Here is a 26,258-nt window from a genome sequence, read left to right as displayed (position 1 = left end):
CCGGCACGGGTGCTCGTCGTCATCGGCGTCCGCACCGAGCAGCCGCTGCTGAATCTGCTTCGGTCACCGCAACTCTTCGAGTGGTTCGATGCCGTTGGTCTCGATGACCTTCCAGCGGTATTCGCGGGCGAGACCGTGGAACGCTTCGACATCGGTGAGCCGCCGGCACCGGGCACCGAGATCGTGGTCGCCGCCGTCACCCCGGTCGACGACGTCGAAAGTTTCATGGCCCGGGTGCGCGCGTCGCTACGCCATTTCGCCCGCGCCGGCATCCGCAGGACCCTGGTCTACCGAGCCTTCGACACCGCGCACGAGGTGATGTTCCTGCAACAGCTGGCGAGCGCGGAGAAGGCACTCGTTTGGTTGGACCGCTCAGAGGTTGCGGCGTCCTGGCTCACCGCCGCCGGCGTGGGCGCATATCCGCCGGTCTTCGTAGGACGGTTCGTCAATGCGATGCGCCTGGCCGACGCCAGCGAGACGGACCTGCACTGATGTACGTCTGCTTGTGTCAGGGTGTCACGAACGACACGGTTTCTGCCGCCATCGTCGCGGGAGCAAGGACCACCAAACAGGTGGCCGCGGCGTCCGGGGCAGGATCAGAGTGCGGCAGGTGTTGCCGCACCATCAGGTCGATCATCGATTCCTTCTCGACAACAACGGAATCAGGCAGGGGAAGCAGGGTATGACAGATCCGCACTCCGACATCGCGGGAATACGGATGCTCATCGTCGGCGCATCGTCCGGGATCGGACAAGCCCTGGCGCTGGCCGCCCATGCTCGGGGGGTGAAAGTCGCCCTTGCGGCGCGGCGGGTGAACATCCTGACCACGCTGGCCGAACAGCTCGACGGCTCAGCACACGAGCTCGACGTGTCCGATCCGCAGGCCATCGAACGCGTCGTCGGCGAGGTCGCGGCGCGCCTCGGCGGTCTCGACGCGGTCGTGTTCACCAGCGCCTCTGCGCCATTCGCGTTGATCGAGGACACCGACGTCACCACCTGGATGCACACCTATGCCGTCAACGCTGTGGGCGCCTCCCACCTGTTGCGCGCAGCCGTGCCACACCTCGCAGACAACGCAGTCGCGCTCATCGCATCGAGCCACGACGTCGGCCGGCCGCGCGCCGGCGTCGCCGCCTATCACGCGAGCAAGGCCGCTCTCGACGAGATCCTGAGGTCATGGCGTGCCGAGCATCCGGAACTGCCAGTAATTCGGGTGAGCGTCGGCCCGACAGAGGGTACCGAGATCCTGCGCGGTGCTGACCGCGATCTGCTGGCGGACCTGTACCGGACATGGGCGCACGAGGGTCAGATCCCAGCCGAGATGTCCGCGGTCGACGATGTCGCGAATGCCCTGCTGTCCTTCATTGCCGTCGCGCGGGCCAATCCGACCGTCGTGAGCGATATCGTGCACCTCGCGCCGCGGGCCCGTACAAAGAAGACCTGAGGAGGAAACACAATGGATCTGGGCTTCGCGGGTGCCACCGCTGTCGTCACCGGAGGCAGCAAGGGCATGGGTCTTGCGATCGCAGAAACCCTTGGTGCCGAGGGCGCCTCGGTGGCGATCATGGCGCGTGGACGAAAAGCGCTCGAAGCAGCGGCCGATCGCGTTCGAAGCGCGGGGGCTCCCGAGGTACTGCCGATCACCGTCGACATGGCGGATGCCGAATCGATCGTGGCGGGGTACGCGGCGGTGAGCGACGCCTGGGGCAGGCTCAACGTGCTTGTGCACACCGTCGGCCCCAGCGCGGGCGCGTTCGAAGAACTCGACGACGACGACTGGCACGCCGCGTTCGATCTGGGCACGATGTCCGCAGTCCGTTCTGTGCGTGCAGCGCTGCCCATGCTCCGCGCCGCCGAATGGGCCCGCATCGTCACACTTTCCGCGCACTCGATCCAGCGTCAAAGCGCACGCCTGGTGGCCTACACCGCATCGAAGGCCGCACTGTCGAGCTTCACCAAGAATCTGTCCAAAAGCCTTGGACCCGAGGGAATCCTTGTCAACTGCGTGTGCCCAGGGACGATAGTTACGGCCAGCTTCACCGAGGTCCTCAAGGACATTCTGGCTGAGGACGGCCTTGACTCCTCCGATCCTCACGACGTGATGAAGTGGGTAGAGCAGACTTACGGGCATCCCTGCGACATCGGCCGTGCCGGCCTGCCCGAGGAGATCGCCTCCGCAACGGCATATCTCGCGTCGCGACGTAACGGCTACGTCACCGGCGCCACCATGAACGTCGACGGGGGGTCGGACTTCATCTGAGAACGGCTCAGCCGTTCTTCGACATCTCCCCTGCCGCGGTATCCGCCCACTGGGCTTCGTGGCGGCCCATGGTCATCGCACCGTTCCAGCCGCCGTCGGTCCACAGGACCTCACCGCCGACATAGCTGAACCGCGGGCTGCCCAGACAGACCAGTGGCCAAGCCTGCTCCTCCGCAGTGGAGTAGCGACCGACCGGCCCGATCGCCTGATCCACCGTCTCCTTGCCCATCAGATCCTGGAACGCCGGCATCATCGCCGTGTCGGTGGGACCCGGGTTGATGCAGTTGATCCGGATGCCTCTGGGGCCTAGCTCTGGATACCACCAACCGACCCACGCATCGATGACGTATTTGGAGTACGCGTAGCCACTCCAGGACCACCTCTTCTCGTTGGCCGTGAGCCATTCGACCGCGGCATCGAAGCCGTCTGTCTCCAGAAGTCCCGTGATCACCTTGATGTGATCCTGCCAGCCGAGCGCCGCCGAGGACGAGATCACGCTGATCGACGATCCGTTGACCATCTTCGGCACCAGTTGCTCGGCCAGATGCCGTGCGCCGACGAAGTTCACCAGAATGGTGTCCCACTCGCTGAACGGCGGACCAGGAAGGCCTGCGCAGCTGAACAAGCCGTCGATCGGCCCGTCGATCGACGCGGCGACCGCTTCGATGTTCGCGCGATCGCGTAGGTCGATCGTCAATGCACGGTCCACCGCAACCGTGGTCGGCTTGATGTCGAGCGCGGTCACGGTGGCACCGAGATCGACGAGGATCTGTGCGGTCGCCTGGCCCATTCCTGATGCGGCGCCAGTGACAACGACCGACTTGCCTTCGTACCCCAGCACATCTTCCATTTCGAGAACCTCACTTAACGAATAGTGAGAACAAACATTATCACCATCGATACTGTGGAAGTCTGCGCCACTGTCGAAGGGAGCTGTCCGTTGACAAGCACGCGACCGATACGAGTCATCCAGTGGGCCACCGGCGGGGTGGGCACCGAGATGGTGACGGCAATCCTCGACCACCGGCCCGACATCGAGCTGGTCGGTGCGCGCGTCTACTCCGATACAAAGAACGGGGTCGACATTGGCACGATCGTCGGCCGCGATCCGATCGGTGTCACCGCGACGACCGACACTGCGGACATCCTCGCGCTCGACGCCGATCTCGTTCTCTACGCGCCGTCGTTCACCGACCTCGACGACGTCTGCGCACTCCTCGCGAGCGGAAAGAATGTGGCGACGCCGTCGTTTCTGTTCCACCCACGGCGCATTCCCGAGGGGGATCGGCAACGCCTGCAGGAGGCGTGTGACAAGGGCAACGCCACCATCCACGGCAGCGGCCTCAACCCCGGTAACCTCTCCGGCGTGCTGCCCCTGGCACTCTCGGGGATGAGCCGCACCATCAATCAGATCACCTTGCAAGAGCGCGCCGACTGGACGCTGTGGGAGAGCACCGAGATCACCTTCGACGGAATGTGGTTCGGTCGTCCGCCGGAAGACGTCACACCGACGGCCAACGATTACCTCGGCTTTCTGACGAAGCTCTTCGTCGAGCAGACCTGGTTCATCTCCGACACCTTGAACGCGGGCATCGACGACGTTTCGGTGAGTCTCGAAGCGGTGTCTGCGACCAAGGACTTCGAGATGTTCGGTCAGGTGGTCAAGGCGGGCACCACCGCCGGGCAGCGGTGGAACTTCCGTGGCCATCGCGACGGCGAGACGCTGATCGAATTCGAAACACTATGGACGGTCGGCGGCGAGTATCCCGAGCACTGGCCCAAACCGCTTGACGGTTGGACGTTGACCATCGAGGGCGATCCGTCGATGCGCACACATTTCTTCCCGCTGGCCAGCTTCTCGCGTGAGGCCTCGATCGAAGAGCACGTGAAGGCAGGCCTGATCACCGTCGCCATGCAAGTCGTCAACGCGATACCGGCCGTGTGCGATGCGCCGGCGGGCTTCGCGACCATGGCCGATTTGCCCTTGATCCGCAGCTACACCGGTTTCGGTAACTGACGCGGCCGCCGACGACCGACCCGTGCCGCGGCATGATCGCGGTGGATCTGGGTGAGGAAGCGGCCAATCGCGGCGATTACGGGCGCAGTGTGGGTCGCGTCAATCAAGTCGAAACCGTGTCCGAGGCCTGGAAGCTCGATGTAACCGACTTTTGCACGCGATACCGCTCGCAGTCGCGCGACGAAAGAACGTGCCTCCGCCACGGGAATGAGCGCGTCCGCGCTGCCATGGACCACCAGGAACGGCGGTGCCAATGCATGAGTCTGGTCGATCGGAGAGGCCGCGAGAAAGACCTCGGGGTGTCGGGCCTGCGACCGCTTGACCACGATCCGCTCGAGGAACCGCATGAAGTGATCGCGTTCCCTGGTGGACCTGTCCTGCCAGTCGTAGAGGCCATAGATGCTGACCACGGCGTCGACGGAAGTCTCGGCGTCGGAAGCCAATCCCACCAGGCTCGCCAAGTGACCACCGGCCGAAGTCCCTGCTACCGCAAGGAAGTCGGGATCACCGCCGAACTGGTCGGCATTCGCCCTTGCCCATGCGACAGCTGCAGTCACATCTTGCATCTGGCGCGGCCAACGGTGGTGTGGACTCGTCCGGTACTCGACGGATAAACACACCCACCCACGCCGCGCCATATGAGCCATCAACGCATGGCCCTGCAACTCGCGACGTCCGAAAACCCAAGCGCCACCGGGAATGAAGATCAAGACGGGGGCGGGCTCTCGCGGTAAATCATCGAGTCGCCATACGTCGAGCAGCTGGCGCGGGTGGTCGCCGTAGCAGACCGACGACCTGTGCACGTACCGTCGTTGCCCCCGCGCCTTCCAGAGAGGCGCGACATTCGGGTGCGATGGCCATGGTTGATCCAGATCCGCTGGATCAACGATGCCGTACAACGCTTCGCTCAAGACGCTCGGTGTCGACGCACGCTGCTCCCGACGCCGTTTCGCGGCGCGGGGACTCAGACGCGGCTGCGCGATCCCGGTCAAAATGCCCGGCAGGTAGTGTCGGCCGCCGACGCCGAGCGCCGCGAATCCACCGATCAGTTCGAGATGCCTTCCGATGACGGGCACGGATGCCGTGGCGGCGCTGAGCGCCACGAGGTAGTCGCCCGGCTTGGCCCTTCTCGGCCGACGCCCGCGGGAGTCTCCGGTCTGGCTAGTCATGCGCGGTTGGTCCAGTGCGCCACGAAAGGCGCAATCGTCGAGAGGTCGTAGAGCCCTGGCTGCGCAGCGATCACCGACGGTATCGCGTTGATCGCATGCATCGCGGTGGCCAGGCAGCCCTGCTCTGCGTGATCCTCGTCGTGCGAACCGATCACGAGGTGCAGCCGCATGTTGGGCTCCCCCTCGAACGTGACCTCGTAACCGATCTCGATGGGCCAGTCGGGAGCCAGGTCGTCCGCCATGCGGGTGAGATGTTCAACGGACATCCTCGTCTCACCACAATCGACGGTCACGCCGAATCGCATGGCGCCGACGGTCCCCGCGGGAATCTCACCCGCTGCGACCGTCAACGTCCGCGGGGTCGTCGCGACCTCGCGGAACCCCTCGACAGACAGGATCTGCAGCCCCAACGACTGCGCGAGAACCGTGGCGCTGCCGATCCACGCGCTGGCCGCGTAATCGGTATTGCTGAGCAACGGAGTCGTGTCCTCCGGCAGGTGGCCGAAACCCATCGCATTGAAGATCAGATCATGACTGCCATACGTGGAGTAGTTGAGCACCTCACGCACGCCGATGTGCGTTGTCCGCTGAGTGAGGCGGGATAGCAATGGGCCGAGCGATTCTCCGAAAAAGCCGGGATACAAGCCGAGCCCCAAGAATGAGGAACCACCTATGCGACAGGCACTCTCGATCCCGTCTGCGAGTGACTCGTGCAACGAGCGCGGATGAATGAAGCGGCTGCCGGTCGCCACCACGTTCTTGCCCGACGCCAACAGGTCGCATACGTCGGCGAAGCACCCTTCGGTGTCGGTCTCCACTTTGCCCATGTACAGGACGATGTCGGCATCGGCTGCGATGATGGCGTCTCGGTCATCGGACGTGAGGACCCCGGCCTCATCGAGACCGCACAGCGTGCCGGCGTCGACCCCTGCCTTGGCGGGGTCGTAGACACGCACCGCGACGAGATCGAGGTCCGGCCTGCCGATCACGTGGCGCAGCGACATCATCCCGGTGATACCCGTCGCCCACTGGATCACCCGCGTCATGGGCAATCCCCCTTCAGTCCCACACCACGTCGAGGCGCGGCGGGGAGCGGAACATCGTCCCGGTGATGTACGGCGGCGGTGCGTCAGGGTCGAGACGCAATCCAGGCAGTTCGTCCAACAGCGCGTTGAAGATCTTCGAGGTTTCCAGCCGTGCCAGGTGCATCCCCAGGCACACGTGAGCACCGTGGGCAAAACCGATGTGCGGCTTACGTTCCCGGAAGATGTCGAACCTCTCCGGATCGTCCCAGCGGGTCTCGTCGTGGTTGGCACTGCCCAGGCTGAGCATCATCGTCGCACCCCTGGGGATCTGCACTCCGCCCACCTCGGTGTCACAGGTGACCTCACGCATGAAATTCAGCAGCGGAGTCTCCCATCGGATACCTTCCTCGATCGCCTGCGGTAACAGGCTGCGGTCCGCGCGTACCGCGTCGAGCTGGTCAGGGTGGGTCAGCAGCCCCATGGCCAAACTGGCCGTCGAACGCGACGTCGTCTCTGCACCCGCGGGTAACAGGTTGCGCATGAAGCCGTAGATCTGCTCGTCCGTCATCTTCACCCCGTTGACTTCGGAGGCGGCCAGGATCGACACCATGTCGTCCTGGGGTTCCCTGCGTCGATCGGCGAGGATCCCGACGAAGTACTCCTTCATCTCCGCCGACGCACGCATCGCGCAGTCCATGTCCCCACGAAAGCCCAGCAAGTCGATGGCAAGCCGATGGAACTGAAGCACGTCGGAGTCCGGAAGCCCCAGCAGAGCGGCGATCACCCGCACCGGAATCGGCATGAACACCGCATCGACGAGGTCGGCGCGCTTGGCGTCCTTGAACTTTGCGATGGTCCGGTCCACCAACGGTCCGACGAGTTCTGCGTCCCATCGCTTCATAGAAGACCGGGCGAACGCGAACTCGTGCAACTTGCGATAGATCGCGTGTTCGGGTTCCTGCATCTCCAGGATTGTCGGCCCCTGGAGCGGCCGCACGATGTCCTCATAACAGCGAGTACTGAACGTGATGTTGTCGGTGAAGATCGCCTTGACGGTGTCGAAGGTGTACGCCGTGAACGTCTGCGGGCCATCACCCGGGTTGCCGACCATTCCCATCTCGGGCCAGCCGGCGTGCACCGGGCTTTGCGCGCGTAGCTCCTTGAGCATCGGATAAGGCGACGCGTCGCCGTCGGCGCCCATGCCCTCATTGAATTTGTTCTGCGCGTCGCGGATGCTTTGTTCGAGTTCTTCCTGGCTTGTCCTGGTCGCCGGCTCGGCCATGCGCGGCTCCTCCCAGATATATCCGCCCAGACAACATACAACCTGATGGTTGAAACCTACATCATGTAGGTTGATCAAACATGCAACCGTGGCAATCGCGAAACTGCAACCAGGAGCGTTCCATTGGCAACTCGAGTGGCTCAGTGGGCGACAGGCGCCGTCGGACGCGCCGCGCTGGCCGAACTGATTGAGAATCCTGATTATCAGCTGGTGGGAGTCCTGGTGTATGACCCATCCAAGGCCGGGCAGGATGCCGGGGCCTTGTGCGGTCTGCCGCCTACCACCGGCGTGCTGGCCACCTCGGACAAGGAGGACATCTTCGCGCTGCGACCCGACGTGGTCATCCACGCGGCGAGTAAGGCGCACGCCGTCGAGACCAACGCCGAGGACATCTGCCGGCTTCTTCGGGCAGGCATCAGCGTCATCACCACCACCTCGTACAACCACCTGCCCACCTACGGCGCCGAAACCGAGACCGCCTTCGTCGAAGCGTGCCGCGCAGGCGGCTCACGCTTCCATGCGGCGGGCGAGAATCCCGGCTTCATGTTCGAACGCCTGGTGGCAACGGTGACGGCGCTGAGCAAGACGATCGACCGCATCGACCTCTACGAGGCCACCGATGTGTCGGCGGTCGACAGCAGGCCCATGCTCGTCGACCTCATGGGAATGGGCCGCCCACCCGAAGACGTCTCCGCCGACTCCCCGATCATCAAAAAGCTCGACCTCGCCTACCGGCAGGCGCTCAATGCCACTGCGGATGTTCTGGGTATCACGCTGTCACACGTCGACGTGTCCGTGGACGCCACGACGCTTCCCCGCGACATCGAGGTGCGGGCGGGCACGATCGAGGCGGGAACGGTGGTCGGACAACGGTTCTCATGGGTCGGCCACTGGTCGGGTCGGCCACTGCTCGCGATCCACGAGGAATGGGTGCTGACGCGTGACCTCCCGCAGTGGGGGCTGAAACCCCTGGCGCCGGGCCAGAAAGCGCCGCTGATCCGCGCCGTCATCAAAGGCGAGCCGAGTTTCGAACTACAGCTCGACGTCGGGTTCGACGACAAGCCGGCAGATGGCACGCATGCCCAGCCCGGCCATCTCATGATCGCGATGGGCGCGTTGCGAGCGATTCCCGACGTACTCGCGTCACCGCCGGGTGTCGTGACGGCGCCGGTGTTCGGTGCGATCCAGCTAGGCGGAACCAAAAACGGGTAGGCCCACCGCGCGTGCGATGTGGTCGCTGGGTGCCGAGTGGAACACGTGTGCGCTGCCGTCCGGCAGGATCCGTCGTGCGATCAGGTAGTCAGACCCGAGCCAACCCTGCCGGATGAAGCGGCCGAAGCGCAGGAAGGTGCCGGGTGCGCCACTGGCCGACGGCACGAGCTTCACCTGTTCGATACCGCCTTTGACCCCTTCGCCGGTCAACGGTCGCGCCGCCGCCAGCCCGCGCACAATGACCGTCCCCACGTCGTAGCAGAGACCCGGCATCGACTGCCCCGGTCGACGGCCGTAACGGGCTTCAAATCGATCGAGGAACGCCTGCCCGACCTCGTTGCGCTCGTCGTAGCTGTCGAGTCCGATCCACCCGCGCAGATGGTGCATCCACTCCGCGTTGATGTGCGCCATCTCGAACGCGGTGGTCGTGTAGCGAGGCGGATCCCAGTCGGCCGCCAGAAGCGCATCCGAGAATCCCCACAGTCCATGGCCGAACCCGACGTGCACGAGAGCGTCCGGCTCCGCGGCGCGCAACTCTTTGACCGCCTCGGCCTTATCGGCCTCGACCTGCGGGATCGCGACCGTGGTGACGACCTTCAAACCCGCTGCCGAGTATGCCTTTTCAGCGAAGGCGAGGTACTCCTTGCCGATGAGCGACGCTTCGTACGCGATCGCGATTCGGGATCGGCCGTCGCCGAGCATCACTGCGGCGAGCATCACGGGCTCCTCGGGCATCGACCCGTTGTTCAGGGCGAATGTCCATTCGCTCAAGGCGCCCTCCGAGCCCGACAGGATGATGTTGGGGACCTTGGCAACGCGGTTGGCGTGGGCGGCAAGCGGAACGGCGTTGTCGGAGACATACGGCCCGAAGATGGCGAGGCAGCCCTCGGCGACCAGCTCGTCGTAGCCGTCCTCAACGGCCTGGTAGGTGCCGTTGGGTAGACCGATCACGTTGCGTTCGATCAGCTCGATCGGCCGATCGACGAGACCGGCGGCGACGGCCTCGTCGAAGACGAGCCGCAGGCTGTCGAGGGTGTCGTTGTCGATTCCGGCCCTGGTCGGATAGTCGTTGAGCAGGCCGACTTTCAGCGGTGCCACCGATCCGTATGCCCGAGCCTCTTGGTCACCCATACCGGCAACATACAACATGCAGGTTGTCGAATGGGAGCCGGAAATCAGCGTTTACGAATTCGCATATGCCGATTGCCAGCCGTTGGTAGCCTCGCGGCCATGGCTGCCGACACGACCACCACCGCCACGAGGTACCGCGTCATCCAGTGGGGTATGGGCAATGTGGGCACGCTCGCACTGCGCCATATGGCTAATAATCCGACCTTCGAGATCGTCGGCGTGCTCTGCAATCGACCGGAGAAGGTCGGCAAGGACGCGGGTGAACTGGTCGGTGTCGGGCCCATCGGCGTGCTCGCGACAACGGACAAGGACGCGCTCGAGGCGCTCGACGCCGATTGCGTCTTCTACGCACCGCTGTGGTCGGACGTCGACGAGGTCTGCCGGCTGCTGCGCGGCGGCAAAAGCGTCGTCGCATCCGGCGGCGCCTGGTGGCACAGAACCGAAACCAACGGCGCGGACATCGACAAGATCGAAGCCGCGTGCCAGGCGGGCGGGACGTCTTTCCACGGCGGCGGCATCCATCCCGGCTACGCCGCGGACCTGCTGGTGCTCACGCTGGCCCGCATCGTCGGCAAGACCGACCACATCCACATCTACGAAGCGGTGAATTTCAGCAAGGACACCTTGAAATACCTCGACGAGATGGGATTCGGTAAGACACCAGACGAGTTCGCCAAGGGCAATCTGTTCGCGGATGCATGGTCGCTGTTCGCGCAGTCGCTGACCATGGTCGTCGAAGGTCTCGGCAAGACCGTCGAGAAGTTCACGACGGACGTCGAACTCGGCCTCGCCATCCGTGACATCCCGTACGAGGGCTCGGCCGACATGGACATGCCCGGCCTGAAGGGTGTGATCAGGACGGGGACCGTCGCGTCCCAGCATCACCTCTGGACGGCTTGGGTAGACGGCAGGCCGTTCATCACCCTGCACGAGCTGTACGCGTTCACCGACCACGACGCGATCGAGCCCAAGCCTGACTGGGAGCCCTATTACCACTACCGGATAGTGGTCGAGGGTGACCCCGGCACCGAATTGATCCTGCGCGGCAACCAGCATGCTCGCGACACCGCCAAGCCGGGGGCCGTCGGGTACGCGTGGACGGCAATGGAGCCGGTGAACGCGATTCCCTCCATCTGCGACGCGCCGCCCGGGTTCAAGTCCCACAATGAACTCGGCCTCATGCCGGTGATCGGGATCGTGCGCTGACGACCTGCAACATTCATCCTGAATGTTGCTACGATGCCGGAATGGCCAAGCGTGGTGGCACCGATATCGAGCGCCGTGCTCGCGGAGACCAAACCCGGCGCGATCTCGTCGACGCCGGCCGTGCGCTGTTCGTCGAGAAGGGATACTTCGACACGAGCATCGGCGACCTTGTCACCCGGTCGGGGGTTGGCACCCGAGGCGCGTTCTACCACCACTTCAAGGACAAGGCAGAACTGTTCCGCGCGGTGTTCGAGGAGGTCGAGCGCGATCTGACACTGCGCTCGCTGGCTTCACCCCCGCAGGGCGCCGACGCATGGGAAGTCCTATCAAGCGGAATGCGCGGATTCCTCGAGTCCGCGCTGGAACCCGAGGTGCAGCGCGTGATGCTGATCGACGGTCCCGTGGTGCTGGGCTGGCAGACGCTGCGCGCCATCGAGGAAGGCAACAGCATCGCCCTGATCAACGAGATGGTGGCCAAGGCCATCGCCGAGGGCATCATCGACGACCACCCCGTCGGCGAACTGACCCACCTCCTGGTGGCGGCCGTCGAGGAGGCCGCCCTCCTCGTCGCGCACGCCGACAAGCCCACCAAGGCGCGGGAGAGGGCCGCCAGGGTCCTCGACCGTTTACTGCTCAGCTTCGCGGTAGAGCCGCGAAAAGTCCTGCGACGATAGTGTTCTGCGTCAGCCACCGCGCACGCGGACGGGTGTGTAAATCTAGGTTTCCACTAACTGAATATGATGCTTCTACCTGACTGATAATCTTGCTCTCGCCCTCGCTCAAGGAGATCCGATGTCTGACGCACCACCGCTGAGAGTTGCCGTCGTCGGTGCATCTGCGGGGTTGGGCCGGTGCATCGGCATCGGCCTCGCCGGCAAGGGCGTACGCGTCGCCTTCCTGGCCCGCCGACGTGACCGGCTGGAGAACGCAGCGAAAGAAGCGGGCGACGGCGCGCTCGCTGTGGCATGCGACGTCACCGACGCTGCCGCCTGCCGGAATGCGATCGCCGAGGTCGTCGAGACCTTCGGAGGCCTCGACGCGCTGGTGTACACGACCGGCGTCGGCCTGCTCTCACCGCTGGCGAATGTCAACGAGGAGCAGTGGGCGAACTTGTTCGCCACCAACGTGACCGGCGCATCCCTCATCACCTCCGCCGCCGCACCTCACCTGGCAGCTGCCGCGGGGTCGGCGGTGTACCTGTCCTCATTGAGCGCCTCCTACTCGTCGCCATGGCCGTTGCTCGGCGCCTACGCCGTGTCAAAGGCAGCGCTGGACAAGCTCGTCGAGGCGTGGCGCGTCGAACATCCCAACATCGGCTTCACCCGCTTGGCGGTCGGCGATTGCTTCGGTGGTGAAGGCGACTCGCAGACCGAGTTCAACAAGACCTGGGATCCGAAGGCGATGGAAGACGCGATCCACTACTGGATGGACAACGGGTACATGCAAGGTGGGCTCGTCGATGCCGACCACCTCGTCGGCGTCGTGCACTCCGTACTTCGTTGCGGCAACAGCAGCTTCATCCCGTATCTGACCCTGGCTCCCCGGCCGTCCGGTGCCGTGGCCGAACTTCGACAATGGTGAAAGGCAACTGACAGTGCCACACGAATCCCGCATGCTCATCGACGGCAAGCTCGTCGAATCCGAAACCGGTCGCCAGTTCGACAACATCAACCCGGCGACCGAGGAAGTGCTCGGCGGTGCAGCGGACGGCACTCGCGCGGACATGGAACGTGCGGTGGTTGCTGCGCGGCACGCCTTCGACAACTCCGGCTGGTCACGCGACGGAGAGGCCAGGGCGGTCGGCCTTCGCCAGCTGCAGGCGGCCCTCGAGGCCGAGAAGGAGGAGCTTCGCGGTGAACTGATCGCCGAGGTCGGCTGTCCGCTGCTGAGCACGTTCGGTCCGCAGCTCGACGTGCCGCTCAAGGAGGCGCTGGGCTGGCCGGCCGAGATGATCGGTCAGTTCCCTTGGAAGCGTTCGCTACCCGACAAGGACGCCTTCGGCATGGGTATGCCCGCCGCACGTGAGGTGTGGAAAGAACCCATCGGTGTGGTCGGCGTCATCGCACCATGGAATTTTCCGTTCGAGATCATCCTGAACAAGATCGGGCCGATCCTGGCCATGGGCAACACGATGGTGCTCAAACCGGCGCCGGATACCCCATGGAACGCCACGCGAATCGGCCGCATCATTGCCGAGCAGACGGACATTCCGCCCGGCGTCATCAACATCGTGACGTCGTCGGATCACCTTGTCGGCGAGGTGCTCTCGACCTCACCGCTCGTCGACATGGTCGCGTTCACCGGATCGACGGAGACCGGACGCCGCGTCATGCAGGCAGCGTCTGCCACGGTGAAGCCAACGTTCCTGGAACTCGGCGGCAAGTCGGTCTACCTGGTGCTCGACGACGAGGGCGACATCAGTGCGTCCATCGGTGGCAGCGCGTTCATCTCGATGCACGCGGGACAAGGTTGTGCCATGCCGACCCGGCTGCTCGTGCCGAACTCGCGGTATGACGAGGCCGTCGAAATCGTGAAGGTCGCGATGGAGAAGAACAAGTACGGCGATCCGACGGATCCCTCGGTGCTCCAGGGCCCGCAAGTGTCCAAGCGCCAGCAGGACCGCGTGATGGGCTATATCGAGAGGGGAAAGGCCGAAGGAGCCCGTTTGGTCACCGGCGGCAACATCCCCAAACACCTGAGCAAGGGGTTCTTCGTCGAGCCGACGGTGTTCGCGAACGTCGACAACCGTATGACCATCGCCCAGGAGGAGATCTTCGGGCCCGTTCTGTCGGTCATCGGTTTCGACGGCGACGACGAAGCGGTGCGCATCGCCAACGATTCCATCTACGGGTTGTCCGGGGTCGTCTTCGCCAGCGATCTCGAACGGGCCAAGTCTGTCGCGAGCCGGATCAGGACCGGCACGCTCGGGATCAACGGCGGACTCTGGTACGGCGCCGACGCCCCGTTCGGCGGCTACAAGCAGTCGGGCATCGGCAGACAGTGCGGCATCGAGGGCCTCGAAATCTTCACCGAGACCAAGACTGTCGGCTGGCCGGCTTCCTGACCGCCGCCGAAGAAGGAGCACGCACATGAAATCCAAAGCAGCGGTCCTGCGCGGAGTCGGCGTGGACTGGGAAGTGACCGAGGTGGAGCTCGACCCGCCCAAGGCCGGTGAGGTACTCGTCAAGATGGCCTACGCGGGCGTCTGCCATTCCGACGAGCACTTCTACACCGGCGACAGCGTGCCGAGTGCCGAGATGGAAGAGATGATGCGGGCCGCCGGCGTGAACGTGCCGGAATGGTTCCCTATGCTCGGTGGCCACGAAGGATCCGGCGTCGTCGCCGACGTCGGTCCGGGGGTGAAGACGCTCAAGCCCGGTGACCACGTGGCGATCTCGTTCTTCCCCGCGTGCGGCAGCTGTCGATTCTGTGTGACGGGACAGACCTACCTGTGCGACGTCGGCGCCGACATCTACGACAAGGCCATGACCACCGACGGTACCCGGCGGCGACATCTCGGCGACGAGGACCTGATGGCGATGATGCAGGTCGGCACGTTCTCCGAGTACGTCGTCGCCTCCGAGCGCTCCTTGGTGAGGATCAACGACTGGATTCCGTTAGAGGCGGCTTCGCTCGTATCCTGCGGTGTGACAACGGGTTTCGGGTCGGGATCGGTGGCCGCAGGCACGCAGGTCGGTGATACCGTCGTGGTCATCGGTGTCGGCGGCATCGGGATGAATGCGGTGCAGGGCGCCAAGGCCGCGGGTGCGAAGCACATCGTCGCGGTCGATCCGAACGAGTTCAAACGTGAGATCGCCCCGATTTTCGGCGCGACCCATACGGCGGCAGACGCCGGGGCCGCAGTGGAATTGGTGAAGGAGATGACGTGGGGCGTCATGGCGGACCGGGTGGTGCTGACCCCCGGCGTGGTGCCGCCGGACATGGTGATGGTCGCGATGATGATGCTGCGCAAGGGCGGAACCTGTGTGCTGACGGGCATGGCGAAGATCACCGACATGATGGTCCCGCTCATCCTGCCCGACATGGTCTCGTCCTGTAAGACGCTGAAGGGCGTGCTGTATGGCGAGATGAATCCGCGCGAAGCGATGCCCAGGCTGCTGTCGATGTACGAAGCGGGCACCCTGAAACTCGACGAATTGGTCACCCAGAAGTACAAGCTCGACGACATCAACGAGGCGATGCGGGATCTGCGTGCCGGCAAGAACATCCGCGGCGTCATCGCCTTCGAGTGAGGCGGGTTCGGTCCGGCGTCACGGCTCAGAGGCTGACGCGCTGGCCCACCAGTAGGCGATGAACGGTTCCATACTGCGACTGACCAGTTCTATCCGCGGCCCGGAGGCCCCCTTCACGTATGCCCACAGCAGCGTGCCCGATCCATCCGGGTTGTAGGACTTCACCTCGAATGTCATACCGCTGGATTCCAGTGCCGCCAAATCGGATTCGACGTCGTCTGACCAGTACCCGATGTGATGCACACCGGAGTCCGACGGCGTCCACACGGTGTCAGGCACGGTCTGCAGGAGTTCGAGCCGAGGCTCGGCACCCGAGTAGACCATTTTCATCGGGATGGTGACCTCGCCGGCCGGGGTTACCGCGTCCTGGTCGACGGTGACGACATCGGTCCAGGTGTAGCCGGCGATCTGGGTGAGCCACTCCATCGTCGCGTCGAGATCGTCGACGACGATTCCGGTGTGATAGAGGTTTTCAGCCTTCATCGGTCTCCTTGAGGGTAGCGGTGTTGATCTCCTGCTCAAGCCATTGCACTTCGCTGTGGTTCTCGCGGCCGCTCGCCGCCAGAACCTGTTCGAGCGCATCGCGTTTGACACCGAGGGCATCTGGGTCCGTCGGCGCATGCGCAAGCACGATGTCGGTCAGGTGTAGCGCCTCGAGGGGACGCCCGGCCTTGGCGTGGGCGTCGGCCCGCTCGGTCAACGCGGCGGTTCCTCCGACCAGGTCGACGACATCCGACCAGACGGACGAGGCGGGGACGTCGTACAGCTCGGTCGTCGATTCGTAGCGAAACCAGCCGACATGTTCCTCCCAGATCGCGCGCACGATCCAGGCGACCTTGCCGTGCACCTGCGGCAGCGCCAACTCGGTCGGGAGCGTCACATCACGCATCAACGTCCACAGATCCGCGCCGGAGTTCATCCCGTCGATCGTGCGGTCGCGAAGGTACGCGGTGGCGTCGCGAACCTTCGTCATCGTGGCGCGGATCTCGTCCCCTCCGCGGAACACCTCGTGGCCGTTGATCAGTGTCTGCGGTTCGAGATCGATGACCCTGTCGACGGAATGCAGAAACGCCATCGCACTGCGGAGCTTGTCCCCGCGCAACGTATAGAGATTCGGCACGTGACCGAAGAACGGACCCATCAGGTTGCCGATGAACACCGTGCGTTCCTCAGGAAGCCACACCACGAGGGCGTCGGTGGTCTCCCCGCCTGGGGTGGAGTAGAGCCCGATTCGGCGACCGCCGAGCACGAGAGCGTGACTGTCGATGAACGACTCGGTGAGGACAGGTTCGGGCGGAAGGTTGGCGGCAGCGCTTTCGACGTCCATGAAGGCGCCCCAGAGCTTCATGATCCGCCCGACGTAGAACGGGTGCAGATTTCGCCAGTACTCGCGCACGTCGCGATGGTTGGCCTGGGCGATCGTCCGCGCACCGTCCTGCGCGAACTGGCTCCAACCGCCGACGTGGTCGGGGTGGCCCTGCGTGAAGGTGATCAGTTGTGGCGGGTCGCTGGCCACCTCCGAAAAGCGGGCCTTGATCGCAGGCGCCTCGAAGTCGGTGCCGGTGTTGATCAGTAGATTGCCGCCGGACGTCGTCACCAGATAGCTGTTGGCGATGTTTCTCGACATGAAGATGCCGTCCCCGATGTCGACGGCACTCTGATCACCCTCACCTTGTTTGACCAACTCGTCCAACGACGGCGTCATGTGCGCACCCTTCGAGTGTGGATTCCGAACAACCTAACATTTGTTCTCTATGACCGTATAGTCTCTGACGGCATGGCAACCGTGGACGAACTCGTCACCCGCGCCGCCGAACGCGCCGGCCTCGACGACTTCGGCGGCGACTCGTGGCGTGAAGGCCTGAGCCTGCTGGTCGGCACCTGCGAGTCCGCGCCCGGGGTCAATCCCGGTGGGCGTGACTTCGTGTACGGCCAGTTCGTCGACGCCTTGTGGAATCGGTTGCGCGTCGTCGACTACGTCAAAAACCACCCCGAGATCGGTGAGCAGCGCATCGAGCGGCCTGTCGTGGTGCTTGGTCTCCCCCGCACCGGTACCTCGCTGGCCAGTTATCTGCTCGATCAAGACCCGGCGCGACGGTCGCTGCTTACGTGGGAGGCCGCGGATTCGGTTCCGCCGTCCGCACCCGACACACTGCGGACGGATCCTCGGTGTCTGAAGAAGAAGGCCGAACTCGACGTCCTCGCCGAGGGACTGAAGGCGGCCGACATTCCGATGGTGCACTGGGATGAGGCCGACGGTCCGACAGAGTGCCTGTTCGTGCAGAACCAGGATTTCAAGGCCTATCTGTGGGAGGCGTTCATGCCCACTCCCGAGTACGCCGAGTGGCTGCTGAGCGCCGACATGTCCAGCGCGTACCAATACGAGCGGACGGTCCTGCAGATGCTGCAGTCGCGCGCACCGGGAACATGGTCGCTGAAGATGCCGTCGCATGCGGTGCACATCGAGACCCTGCTCGCGACCTACCCGGACGTGCGGATCGTGTGGGCCCACCGCGACCCGTACAAGTCGGCGGCATCGTTCCTGCGGCTGAACTATCTGTCGCGCGCGGTACTGGGAGCCGACGTCGACGTCGACACGATCGTGCCGAATGTGTTGCACCAGTTGAAGGAACACGTCGACCGTCCCCTGACGACGAGACGAAGGATCGGCGACGCACAGTTCTTTGATCTCCACTACGCCGATCTGATGCGCGATCCGGTGGCGGTGATGCGGTCGCTGTACGACTGGGCGGGTGACGACCTGACCACGTCGACCGAGGATGCGATGCTCGACTGGCTGGCCGAGCATCCGCAGGACCGCTTCGGTGTCGCACCGTATTCCCTGGACGGGTCGGGAGTGACCCGCGCGGATCTGGAGCCGATCTTCGCCGAGTACCTGAACGCGTTCGACATCGAGTTGGAGGGGGACGCACGATGAAAGCCGCCGTCACCACAGACGACCACGGGTTCGAGGTCACCGAACTCCCCGATCCCACTCCCGAACCCGGCCAATTGGTCATCCGGGTCAATGCCTGCGGCGTCTGCGGATCCGATATCAAGGCACAGCCCTACGCACCGGCAGGCATGGTGATGGGCCACGAACTGGGAGGCGAAGTCGTAGCCGTCGGATCGCAGGTCGAAGACTGGCGTGAAGGCACCAATATTGCTGTGCTGCCCGTGGTCTCGTGTGGCGCGTGCCGGTACTGCCAGGCCGGGACCGCGTCGCACTGCGCTGCGGCGAGCTTTATCGGCATGGGACCTGCGGGCGGGTTTGCCGAGTTCGTCGCCGTTCCCGCGCGACATTCGTTCGCGGTTCCCGCCGACTTGCCAGACCGCTACTCCGCACTGGTGGAGCCGTTTGCGGTCGGTCTGCACGGAGTGAATCGCGCCGAGATCACGACCGGCGACGACGTACTCATCGTCGGTGCGGGCGGCGTCGGCCTCACCACCCTGATCTGGGCCCTGCACCGCGGCAGCGCACGCGTCACCGTCGCCGACCCGGACCCTCAACGGCGGGACTACGCCGCCGCCGTCGGTGCCACGGACGTGCTGGCGTCGGTGTCGGAAGCGGAGCTCGGGGCCTATGACGCGGTCGTCGAGTGCGTGGGACGAGCAGAGCTACTGCAGGTCTGCCAGCCGGTCCTCCGTCCACAGGGACGCGTGATCATCTCGGGTGCATGCGCGGAAGCCACCCCCATCGAGCCCATCACCGCGCTGCTGAAGGAGCTCACAGTCCGCTACGCGGTGGCCTACTCGGTCGACGAGTTCCGGGAAGTCATCGCGGCGTTCGGCGACGGCAGCGTGGATCCGGGCAGCACCGTCGGACCCTCCTTCGAGCTCGCGCAGATCGGCGAAGCGTTCGATGCTGTTCGTGAGTCGCGGGTGCAGGGCCGGGTGTCGGTGATCCCGCACGGGTAACGCCGTCTACTTCTTCTTCGCTTCGACATGATCGGCCTCCACGCCGGCGATCACTGAATGAAGATAACGCTCAAGGCTTTTCGCGCTGTCGAGCTCGGCAAGCCCATACGCGAGCCGGAACAGGAACCCGCCGAGGAAGGTGACGACGGCGAATGCCTGCTCCTTGATCAGTTCGTCGTCGCGCGGCTTACCGACCGGCTGAACCTGCGCCACCGCAGCTTCGCTGATCGACTCGAATTGACCCATGAGCCCGGTGAACACGTCACCGAGCTCGGGGTCTCGCGATGCGATCATCATCAGCTCGAATCGCGCGCGCGCCCGGGACCGCTCGGGCTCGACGCCGGTGCGCATGGCCTGCTCGGCCAGCGTCGCCAGCAGCGAATCGACCTCGCCGTGTCCGGTCGCATCCATCGCCGCGGTGAAATCCGCGATGTCCAGCTCGATCACCCGGGCGATCGCCCCGCGCAGGAGTGCAGCCCTGGTCTGGTAATAGAACGACGTCGTGCCGTCTGGGAAGCCCGCCTGCCGGTCGACACGAAGATGGGTCACTCCCCGGGCGCCTTCGGCGGCCAGCAGGTGGATCGCCGCATCACACAGGTCGCGGCGTCGTTGTTCAACGTTGGGTTTTCGTCTCATTGAGGTGCACCAGCTTATCCGCCCCGGTCATCATGACCGCGCCATGTGCAATGCCGCACGGTGACTGAACAACAGCGACGCCCCGATGGGGTTGCCGCCGCCCGGGTAGGTCTCACCGGACACCGCGGCCATCGTGTTCCCCGCCGCATAAAGCCCAGGAATGGGCCGGTCTTCGGCGTCCAGCACGCGCGCATCGACGTCGGTGCGCAGCCCGCCCTTGGTGCCGAGGTCAGACGTGCCGAATGCCGCAGCCCGGAACGGCGGCGTGTCGATCGGCACCAGCGGCGACGCCCCGCCGGTGAATGCGCGGTCGAACGATTCCCGGCCGCGGCCGAAGTCCTCGTCGTCACCACGCTGCGCGAGTTCGTTGAAACGACGCACGGTTTCGACGAGATTTCCTTCCGGCACACCGATCTTGTCGGCCAGCTCCTCCAGGGTGTCGGCCTGCACCCACAGCCCGGCCGCCTCGTACTCACTCGTCGGCGAGAAGGAAACGTTGGTCGCCATCACCGGCGGCTGTTCACCTGCGCGGCTGTCATAGACCATCCAGTACGGCGTGTCGACGGTGCCGTCGCGCATCGCGGCCAAGATCTCACGGCCCAGCCGGTCGTAGGCGGCAGATTCGTTCACGAACCGGCGGCCCGCCTTGTCGACGAAGATGCCGCCGGTGAAGCAGAGCGCGAATGCCGCGCGGCCGTCGGGATGGATGAGCCCGGGCGACCACCAGGCCTGATCCATCAAATCGGTGCTCGCGCCGGCCGCGATCGCGGCCTTGTGCGCCAGACCGGTGTTGCCTGGCGCGCCCATCGTGCCCGATGCCGCTCCGGGAACACCGTATTGAGCTCGCATCGCGGCGTTCTGCTCGAATCCGCCGGCCGCCAAGAGAACGCCGCGTCGCGCCCTGATCGTCCGCCGCTCGCCCTCGCATTCCACGACCCCGCCTACGACGCGGCCGTCCTCGACGACCAACTCGACGAGGCTAGTATTCAGATACGCGGCCACCTCCGGGTTGTCGGCCATGGCCCAAAGAAAACGACCGATTACCGCGCGCCCACCCGTGAGAAAGTCGGGCAGCGGGCCGCCAAGGCGTTCGTGGTCCAACGGTCCGCGGACCTGCCCCTGGAAACGTCCGAGGCGATCGTCGGGGACCCCCTTGCAGACGGTGTGCCGCATGCCGTCGTTGCGCGCCCCGGGGACCGAGCTGTAGTAGTCCGGCCACGGCAGGATCTTGAACGCGAAATGGTCGTCCTGCTCGAGGTATTCGATCAGTGCCGCGCCGCCGCGTACATACGTCTCCTGAAGTTCGGCCGGCGTCCGGTCGCCAACAACGGTGCGGTAGTAGCGCAGGGCTTCGTCGATGGTGTCGTCGCTTCCCGCCCGGACCAATACCGGATTGCACGGATACCACATCCCGCCGCCACCGGAGTAGGCGAACGTACCTCCGAACTGATCGGTGGCCTCGACGATGGCTACCGAAAGTCCCTCACGGGCAGCGGTATACGCACCCGCAAGAGCACCGGCGCTGCCGGCCACCAGAACGTCGACAGTTTCATCGGCAATGCTCACAGGTTCCTCGATCTGTTGACGAAGCGGCCCTCCCGTGGCGAGAAGAGCCATCCGCCACCGGCTTTGGTGCCGCCGTCGACGGGAATGTTGTGGCCGGTGACGAACGCCGACTGATCTGATGCCAGGAATAGCGCGACCCGGGCCTGGTCCTCCGGCCATCCGACCCGGCCCACCGGCGCCCACGACGCCCACAGCTCGCCGACGTCCTCATAGCCGGTCAAATAGTCGACCTGGGGCGTCTGAGAGAGGTCGGTTCCGATGCCGTTGACACGGATGCCGTGCCGCCCGAGATCCACGGCCAGACAGGTGGTGAAGTGCGCCGCCGCAGCTTTCATCGCCCCGTACACCGGGTCTTTGGGGTAGCCCCGCATGCCCTCCACCGAATGCACGGTGACGATGCTGCCGCGGTGGGCGTCGATCATCGACGGGACGAAAGCCCTTGTGACGGCGAAGACATGACGCAGGTTCATGTCGTACTGCTGTTGCCACGACTCCGGCGTCGAATGGTGAAACGGCACCAGCGGCCGGTAGTCCCCCACGTTGTTGACAAGGACGTCGACCCGACCATGTTCGGAGAGCACGGCCTCGGCGAGCTTGGCGACATCGTCGTCGTTGGTGACATCGACGACATGGCAGCGGATCGATCCGCCGGCGCTGGACACGTCGTCGTAGATGTAGTCCGCGCGTTCAGCATCGACCTCGGCGACTTCGACGAGGGCTCCGTGTTGGGCGAACAGTCGGGCGATGCCCGCGCCGATTCCGTCACCACCGCCGGTGACGACTACGACCCGCCCGTCGAGCAGCCGGTTCCAGTCGTCGATCCGCGGGACACCGTCCGGCGAGCCGGACAGACCTACACTGTCGTCACCGGTCATGGCGACGGACTCTAGCGGCTCTCTTCGATGTGGCGGGCGACATCGCGTACCGCAGTCCCGACTTCGCGGCGATCTATGACTGCTTCGGCGTTCTGCGACGCTTGTTCTCAGCGCGCAGAGCGTGGATGTCACCTTTCAGCGTGACGTTGCGGTCGCTGAGAACGTCGTTCTGGTCTTCCAGCGAGAGGATGCGGGCGATGCCTGCGAGATTGATTCCCGCGGCGACGAGTTCGCTCACGCGCTGCAGGCGAACCAGGTCGTCCGCGCTGTAGCGCCGGGTGCCCCCAGGGCTGCGGACCGGCGTCACAAGCCCGTGGCTTTCATACAGACGCAGCGACTGCTTGCTGACGCCGGACAGCTCGGCGGCCACGGAGATGCCGTACACCCCGCGGTCCGTCGCGGGCGGGCCGGGCTTGGTGGTCTCGTCCTCGGTCATCGGTAGCGCAAACCTTCAGTGGTGCCGATGGGAAATGTGTGACTTCTCCCAGCCAATATATGTGCTGTTTGTTGCGCAAGTCCAGCGCTAGTGCTATATAAAATCTATTGCTAGTGCCATAGATTATCTGGTCTACGTAAACAGGGAATCTACGGAACGGGAGTGACGTCATGCCTCACAGCGGGTACGGGCGAGATGACGTCCCGGTCGGCGCGGGGTCTCCCGAACTCGATGCCACGGGGATATACGCCGATGGCGCGATACACCGATACAACGCCGATCCGCGGGTTGGCAGTTTCCGCTTCTGGTTTGAAGGTCAGCGCTGGGAATGGTCTGACGAGATGTATCGGATCCACGGATATGCGCCTGGATCCGTCGAGCCGACATCCGCTCTGGTGTTGTCGCACCAGCACCCCGACGAACGAGATAGCGTGGAAGACCTTCTCGACCAGGCCCGGTATTCGGGCGGGTCGTTCTCCAGTCGGCACCGCCTCTGCGACACTGCCGGCCGGGAGCGAAACCTGATTGTGGTCGCGGAGCGGATGCTCGATGCGACCGATGCAGTAGTTGGCGCGAGCGGCCACTACATCGATCTCACCGATGTGCTGGAACAAGGCCATCGAGACAATCTCGACAAGACCCTGCCGAAGCTCTTTGAAGCACGTGCGGTGATCGAGCAGGCCAAGGGAGCGCTGAGGCTCGTCTACGGCATGAACGAAGAGCAAGCCTTCAAGCTTCTGCAGTGGCGATCGCAGGAGAACAACACGAAACTGCGCGCACTGGCCAACCGACTGGTTGCCGAGCTCGACTCCCTCACCGAGGTGACGTCAGCGCTTCGTACCGAATTCGATCACCTCATCATGACCGTCCACGAGCGCGTCAACCACCGTAGCTAGCGATGGACCTCATGTGCGATTCGCACGCCGAGTTGCCACTCGCGCCGAAAGGTAAAGCACCACACCCACAACCAAGAGGATGGCCGCGAAGAGCCAGACTTTGGCGGTCTGCTGGGTGAGCAGCAGTACGCAGGACGCCACGCCGAGAACGGGGACCGCGGTCCATACCCGGAAGTGAGAGTGCTCGACTGTGTCGCAGCGCAGGACCAGCACGGCGACGTTGGTCGAGATGAAGACGATCAACAGCAGCAGGACGACAGTCTCCGCGAGCGTCGACAGATCTCCGACCAGGGTGAGCAACATGGCCACCACCGTCGTCGCCACGATGGCCACCCAGGGCGTTCGTCGCTGCGGCAGCACGCGGCTCAGCGCGCCGGGAAGCAGCCCGTGCTCGGCCATGCCATAGGCAAGCCGGCTCGACATGATCATGGTCAGCAGCGCGCCGTTGGCGACGGCGACGAGCGCGATCGCACTGAACAACCAGTCCGGAATGCCAACGCCGGACGCCGCTACAACCGCCAGCAGGGGTCCGGACGATCCCGACAGTTCACTCGACGGCAGGGCGATGGCGCTCGCGATTCCGACCAGGGCGTAGAGGACACCCGCGGTGATGAGCGCGCCGAAAAGCGCTGCGGGATAGACCTTGCCCGGATTGCGGATCTCCTCGGCGACGTTGGCCGAGGTCTCGAACCCGACGAAGGAGTAATACGCGACGATCGCACCGGCCAAGATCGCGACGGCAGGCGTCGCGCTCTCGGGAAGCTGGACTGAGCGGTTGATGTCGCCGCGTCCGCCGCCAACCATTACCGACACCGCGACGACGACGACGAGCAGACCCGTCAGCTCGATGACCGTCATCACGACGTTGCTCTTGACCGATTCGCTGATTCCTCTGGCGTTCAGGCAGGCGACGAGAGCCAGAAACCCGATGGCGGCGGGGATCGCCGGAACGTCGACGAAGGTGGCGAGATAGTCGCCGGCGAATGCCAGCGCGAGTCCGGCGGCGCTGGTCACCCCCGCGGCGAGCATGCAGAAGCCGACCAGAAACGACACCATGGGCTGTCGGTATGCGCGCTCGGCGAAGACCGCGGCGCCACCGGCCTTGGGGTACTTGGTGACCAGTTCGGCGTAAGAGCCCGCCGTCAGCAGGGCAAGCAGCAGGGCAACGAGCAGCGGCGCCCACAACATCCCGCCGACGTCTTCGGACAACACACCCATCAACGCGTAAATGCCGGCCCCCAGCACGTCGCCGAGGATGAACATGAACAACAACGGTCCGGTGATCTTGCGTTTGAGTTTGTCCGCGGCGTCGGCGGCGTCTTCGCCGGTATCTGCTCTAGCTGTCGACGTCATGTACCCCTCCTGGCGCATCGGAAGCGACGCCCATGCGACTTACCCACCGATCGACCGGCGAAACGGCATAGCACTCCGCCCGCTGCTCACCGCACATGCGTTGACCCAGAAAGACCACTCCGAGCGTTTAGCGGCTCTCTTCGATCCGTCGGGCGGCATCGCATACCGCGGCCCCGATCTTGCGGATCTCGCTGGCGTTCAGCCCGCGGAACGGCGCCGCGGTGATCGACATCGACACCAGCCCGTCGGAGTCCTTGACCGGCACCGAAATGGTCGCCACCTGATGGTCGGAGCTACCGTCGAGTTCGGCGGGCAGATAATCGACCAGCGCCAGATCGGCGAATGCCCCGGCCAACCGGGCCGTGATCTCGTCGGGCTCGCCGTCGGCGGCCAGCGCACGCAGGGCCATATAGACACGGACATATTCACGACTGAGCCGTTCGATCACATAGCCACGCTCGCGCACCTGGGCGAGCACAGCGGTCAGCCGCCTGCGCAGTCTGGTCGACGGTTCACCTATCCCAGCGAGCCACGCCTTGATGGCCGGCTCCCCCGCCCACGCCACATAATCGCGCCCGAACGGCGCCACCAGCGGCATGCGCAAACCCGCCGTGACGCGCGGAGCGGTGAGCGAATCCCCCACCGAGTCGGTGACCACCAGCGACGCATTCTCGCGCCGGGCCAAGAAGACCTGCGCGCCAACGGTTTCGGACAGATTCTCCAGCAGGGGGCGGAATTCTCGGTCGTTCGTCGGTCGGGCCAGTGCGCCGATGGCCGGACCCCACGAGTAGCTCGCCGAGGATTCGTGCCGCACGACCCAGCGGTGGTGAGCGAGCGTGGCCAGGATGGCGTGGCCGGTGGCGCGGCTGATGCCGAGACTGCGGCAGATGTCCGCGAGCGAGAAGTTGCGCTCCGGGTGGGCGGCCAGCAGGTGCATCACCGCCACGACGCGTTCGGTAGGCGGGGAGGGCACTTGACGGCGTCCGCTTCCGGCGTCTACGTTCAGCGTCACAATATCGAACA

At 64.7% G+C, this 26,258-nt stretch carries 27 protein-coding genes; 14 read left to right on the top strand and 13 right to left on the bottom strand.

Features of this window, described 5'->3' with window-relative positions; all coding sequences use genetic code 11:
* Nucleotides 1-9: 9 nt before the first annotated feature.
* Genes G6N42_RS01340 through G6N42_RS01325 form a run of 4 tightly spaced genes read left to right on the top strand, consistent with a single transcriptional unit; the run spans nt 10 to nt 2,260 of the window.
* The gene (locus tag G6N42_RS01340) at nt 10-492 is read left to right on the top strand and encodes a fatty-acid--CoA ligase (RefSeq protein ID WP_163725049.1); all 483 of its coding nucleotides are present in this window, start codon (nt 10-12) and stop codon (nt 490-492) included.
* On the top strand, nt 492-686 hold the full coding sequence (locus tag G6N42_RS01335; protein WP_163725046.1) for a (2Fe-2S)-binding protein: 195 nt from the start codon (nt 492-494) through the stop codon (nt 684-686). The genes G6N42_RS01340 and G6N42_RS01335 overlap by 1 nt, the downstream gene beginning before the upstream one ends.
* Nucleotides 683-1,444 carry an SDR family oxidoreductase gene (locus tag G6N42_RS01330; protein WP_163725043.1) on the top strand — a complete coding sequence of 254 codons (762 nt, stop codon included), beginning with the start codon at nt 683-685 and terminating at the stop codon, nt 1,442-1,444. The genes G6N42_RS01335 and G6N42_RS01330 overlap by 4 nt, the downstream gene beginning before the upstream one ends.
* A 12-nt stretch (nt 1,445-1,456) precedes the next feature.
* Nucleotides 1,457-2,260: an SDR family NAD(P)-dependent oxidoreductase gene (locus G6N42_RS01325; RefSeq protein WP_163725040.1), complete on the top strand. Its 804-nt coding sequence runs from the start codon at nt 1,457-1,459 to the stop codon at nt 2,258-2,260.
* Between the two features lie 7 nt (nt 2,261-2,267).
* Here the strand turns inward: G6N42_RS01325 and G6N42_RS01320 are convergent, their stop codons facing one another.
* The gene (locus G6N42_RS01320; RefSeq protein WP_163725037.1) at nt 2,268-3,110 is read right to left on the bottom strand and encodes an SDR family oxidoreductase; all 843 of its coding nucleotides are present in this window, start codon (nt 3,108-3,110) and stop codon (nt 2,268-2,270) included.
* Nucleotides 3,111-3,200: 90 nt separating this feature from the next.
* Between G6N42_RS01320 and G6N42_RS01315 the strand changes: the two genes are divergently transcribed.
* Complete coding sequence (locus G6N42_RS01315; RefSeq protein ID WP_434059557.1) at nt 3,201-4,277, top strand: NAD(P)H-dependent amine dehydrogenase family protein; 1,077 nt, start codon at nt 3,201-3,203, stop codon at nt 4,275-4,277.
* On the opposite strand, the gene G6N42_RS01310 is transcribed toward G6N42_RS01315, so the two are convergent.
* From G6N42_RS01310 to G6N42_RS01300, 3 genes are read right to left on the bottom strand one after another with little or no spacing between them, the layout of a single operon-like run.
* Entirely contained in the window at nt 4,256-5,461 is a 1,206-nt protein-coding gene (locus G6N42_RS01310; RefSeq protein WP_410506712.1) for an alpha/beta hydrolase, read from the bottom strand. The two genes, G6N42_RS01315 and G6N42_RS01310, sit on opposite strands and share 22 nt — an antisense overlap.
* Nucleotides 5,443-6,492, bottom strand: a complete 1,050-nt coding sequence (locus G6N42_RS01305) for an NAD(P)H-dependent amine dehydrogenase family protein (RefSeq protein ID WP_163725031.1) — start codon at nt 6,490-6,492, stop codon at nt 5,443-5,445. The genes G6N42_RS01310 and G6N42_RS01305 overlap by 19 nt, the downstream gene beginning before the upstream one ends.
* A 13-nt stretch (nt 6,493-6,505) precedes the next feature.
* Nucleotides 6,506-7,753, bottom strand: coding sequence for a cytochrome P450 (locus G6N42_RS01300; RefSeq protein ID WP_163725028.1), 1,248 nt, complete (start codon nt 7,751-7,753; stop codon nt 6,506-6,508).
* Between the two features lie 123 nt (nt 7,754-7,876).
* On the opposite strand from G6N42_RS01300, the gene G6N42_RS01295 reads away from it, so the two are divergent.
* Complete coding sequence (locus G6N42_RS01295; protein ID WP_232076050.1) at nt 7,877-8,965, top strand: NAD(P)H-dependent amine dehydrogenase family protein; 1,089 nt, start codon at nt 7,877-7,879, stop codon at nt 8,963-8,965.
* On the opposite strand, the gene G6N42_RS01290 is transcribed toward G6N42_RS01295, so the two are convergent.
* On the bottom strand, nt 8,942-10,096 hold the full coding sequence (locus tag G6N42_RS01290) for an ABC transporter substrate-binding protein (protein WP_163725025.1): 1,155 nt from the start codon (nt 10,094-10,096) through the stop codon (nt 8,942-8,944). The genes G6N42_RS01295 and G6N42_RS01290 overlap by 24 nt on opposite strands.
* Before the next feature lie 99 nt (nt 10,097-10,195).
* Between G6N42_RS01290 and G6N42_RS01285 the strand changes: the two genes are divergently transcribed.
* The 5 genes from G6N42_RS01285 to G6N42_RS01265 all read left to right on the top strand — a co-directional run bounded on the left by G6N42_RS01285 (nt 10,196) and on the right by G6N42_RS01265 (nt 15,555).
* On the top strand, nt 10,196-11,302 hold the full coding sequence (locus G6N42_RS01285) for an NAD(P)H-dependent amine dehydrogenase family protein (RefSeq protein WP_163725023.1): 1,107 nt from the start codon (nt 10,196-10,198) through the stop codon (nt 11,300-11,302).
* Nucleotides 11,303-11,343: 41 nt separating this feature from the next.
* A complete protein-coding gene (locus G6N42_RS01280; RefSeq protein WP_163725020.1) occupies nt 11,344-11,976 on the top strand; it encodes a TetR/AcrR family transcriptional regulator in 633 nt (210 codons plus the stop codon).
* Between the two features lie 118 nt (nt 11,977-12,094).
* Nucleotides 12,095-12,883, top strand: coding sequence for an SDR family oxidoreductase (locus G6N42_RS01275; protein ID WP_163725015.1), 789 nt, complete (start codon nt 12,095-12,097; stop codon nt 12,881-12,883).
* A 31-nt stretch (nt 12,884-12,914) separates the two neighbouring features.
* Nucleotides 12,915-14,366: an aldehyde dehydrogenase family protein gene (locus G6N42_RS01270; protein WP_163736773.1), complete on the top strand. Its 1,452-nt coding sequence runs from the start codon at nt 12,915-12,917 to the stop codon at nt 14,364-14,366.
* Nucleotides 14,367-14,391: 25 nt separating this feature from the next.
* Nucleotides 14,392-15,555 carry an NDMA-dependent alcohol dehydrogenase gene (locus G6N42_RS01265; RefSeq protein ID WP_163725012.1) on the top strand — a complete coding sequence of 388 codons (1,164 nt, stop codon included), beginning with the start codon at nt 14,392-14,394 and terminating at the stop codon, nt 15,553-15,555.
* Nucleotides 15,556-15,573: 18 nt separating this feature from the next.
* Here the strand turns inward: G6N42_RS01265 and G6N42_RS01260 are convergent, their stop codons facing one another.
* Together G6N42_RS01260 and G6N42_RS01255 are read right to left on the bottom strand one after the other, a co-directional pair.
* Complete coding sequence (locus G6N42_RS01260) at nt 15,574-16,038, bottom strand: VOC family protein (RefSeq protein ID WP_163725009.1); 465 nt, start codon at nt 16,036-16,038, stop codon at nt 15,574-15,576.
* Nucleotides 16,028-17,260 (bottom strand): alkyl sulfatase dimerization domain-containing protein, encoded by a 1,233-nt coding sequence (locus tag G6N42_RS01255; RefSeq protein ID WP_163725007.1) that lies wholly within the window; start codon nt 17,258-17,260, stop codon nt 16,028-16,030. The genes G6N42_RS01260 and G6N42_RS01255 overlap by 11 nt, the downstream gene beginning before the upstream one ends.
* 72 nt (nt 17,261-17,332) lie before the next feature.
* On the opposite strand from G6N42_RS01255, the gene G6N42_RS01250 reads away from it, so the two are divergent.
* Nucleotides 17,333-18,493, top strand: a complete 1,161-nt coding sequence (locus tag G6N42_RS01250) for a sulfotransferase family protein (protein ID WP_163725003.1) — start codon at nt 17,333-17,335, stop codon at nt 18,491-18,493.
* A complete protein-coding gene (locus tag G6N42_RS01245; protein ID WP_163724998.1) occupies nt 18,490-19,473 on the top strand; it encodes a zinc-dependent alcohol dehydrogenase in 984 nt (327 codons plus the stop codon). The genes G6N42_RS01250 and G6N42_RS01245 overlap by 4 nt, the downstream gene beginning before the upstream one ends.
* Nucleotides 19,474-19,479: 6 nt before the next feature.
* Here G6N42_RS01245 and G6N42_RS01240 read toward each other — a convergent pair whose 3' ends face one another.
* The 4 genes from G6N42_RS01240 to G6N42_RS01225 all read right to left on the bottom strand — a co-directional run bounded on the left by G6N42_RS01240 (nt 19,480) and on the right by G6N42_RS01225 (nt 22,986).
* On the bottom strand, nt 19,480-20,109 hold the full coding sequence (locus G6N42_RS01240) for a TetR/AcrR family transcriptional regulator (protein ID WP_163724995.1): 630 nt from the start codon (nt 20,107-20,109) through the stop codon (nt 19,480-19,482).
* Nucleotides 20,110-20,139: 30 nt separating this feature from the next.
* Complete coding sequence (locus G6N42_RS01235) at nt 20,140-21,675, bottom strand: FAD-binding protein (RefSeq protein ID WP_163724993.1); 1,536 nt, start codon at nt 21,673-21,675, stop codon at nt 20,140-20,142.
* Nucleotides 21,672-22,550, bottom strand: a complete 879-nt coding sequence (locus G6N42_RS01230; RefSeq protein ID WP_232076049.1) for an SDR family NAD(P)-dependent oxidoreductase — start codon at nt 22,548-22,550, stop codon at nt 21,672-21,674. Before G6N42_RS01230 ends, G6N42_RS01235 begins: the two co-directional genes overlap by 4 nt.
* Before the next feature lie 73 nt (nt 22,551-22,623).
* Entirely contained in the window at nt 22,624-22,986 is a 363-nt protein-coding gene (locus G6N42_RS01225) for a MerR family transcriptional regulator (protein WP_163724988.1), read from the bottom strand.
* Between the two features lie 170 nt (nt 22,987-23,156).
* Here G6N42_RS01225 and G6N42_RS01220 point away from each other — a divergent pair, with 170 nt between their 5' ends.
* Nucleotides 23,157-23,882 carry a PAS and ANTAR domain-containing protein gene (locus G6N42_RS01220; protein ID WP_163724986.1) on the top strand — a complete coding sequence of 242 codons (726 nt, stop codon included), beginning with the start codon at nt 23,157-23,159 and terminating at the stop codon, nt 23,880-23,882.
* A gap of 9 nt (nt 23,883-23,891) precedes the next feature.
* On the opposite strand, the gene G6N42_RS01215 is transcribed toward G6N42_RS01220, so the two are convergent.
* Nucleotides 23,892-25,235 carry an APC family permease gene (locus tag G6N42_RS01215; RefSeq protein ID WP_163724982.1) on the bottom strand — a complete coding sequence of 448 codons (1,344 nt, stop codon included), beginning with the start codon at nt 25,233-25,235 and terminating at the stop codon, nt 23,892-23,894.
* Between the two features lie 127 nt (nt 25,236-25,362).
* Nucleotides 25,363-26,247, bottom strand: coding sequence for a helix-turn-helix domain-containing protein (locus G6N42_RS01210; RefSeq protein ID WP_163724978.1), 885 nt, complete (start codon nt 26,245-26,247; stop codon nt 25,363-25,365).
* Nucleotides 26,248-26,258: the final 11 nt, after the last annotated feature.

The organism is Mycobacterium gallinarum (assembly GCF_010726765.1).
Lineage (GTDB): Bacteria > Actinomycetota > Actinomycetes > Mycobacteriales > Mycobacteriaceae > Mycobacterium > Mycobacterium gallinarum.
Note: the sequence above shows the minus strand (reverse complement) of the source record. Positions and strands in the feature narration are given on the sequence as shown.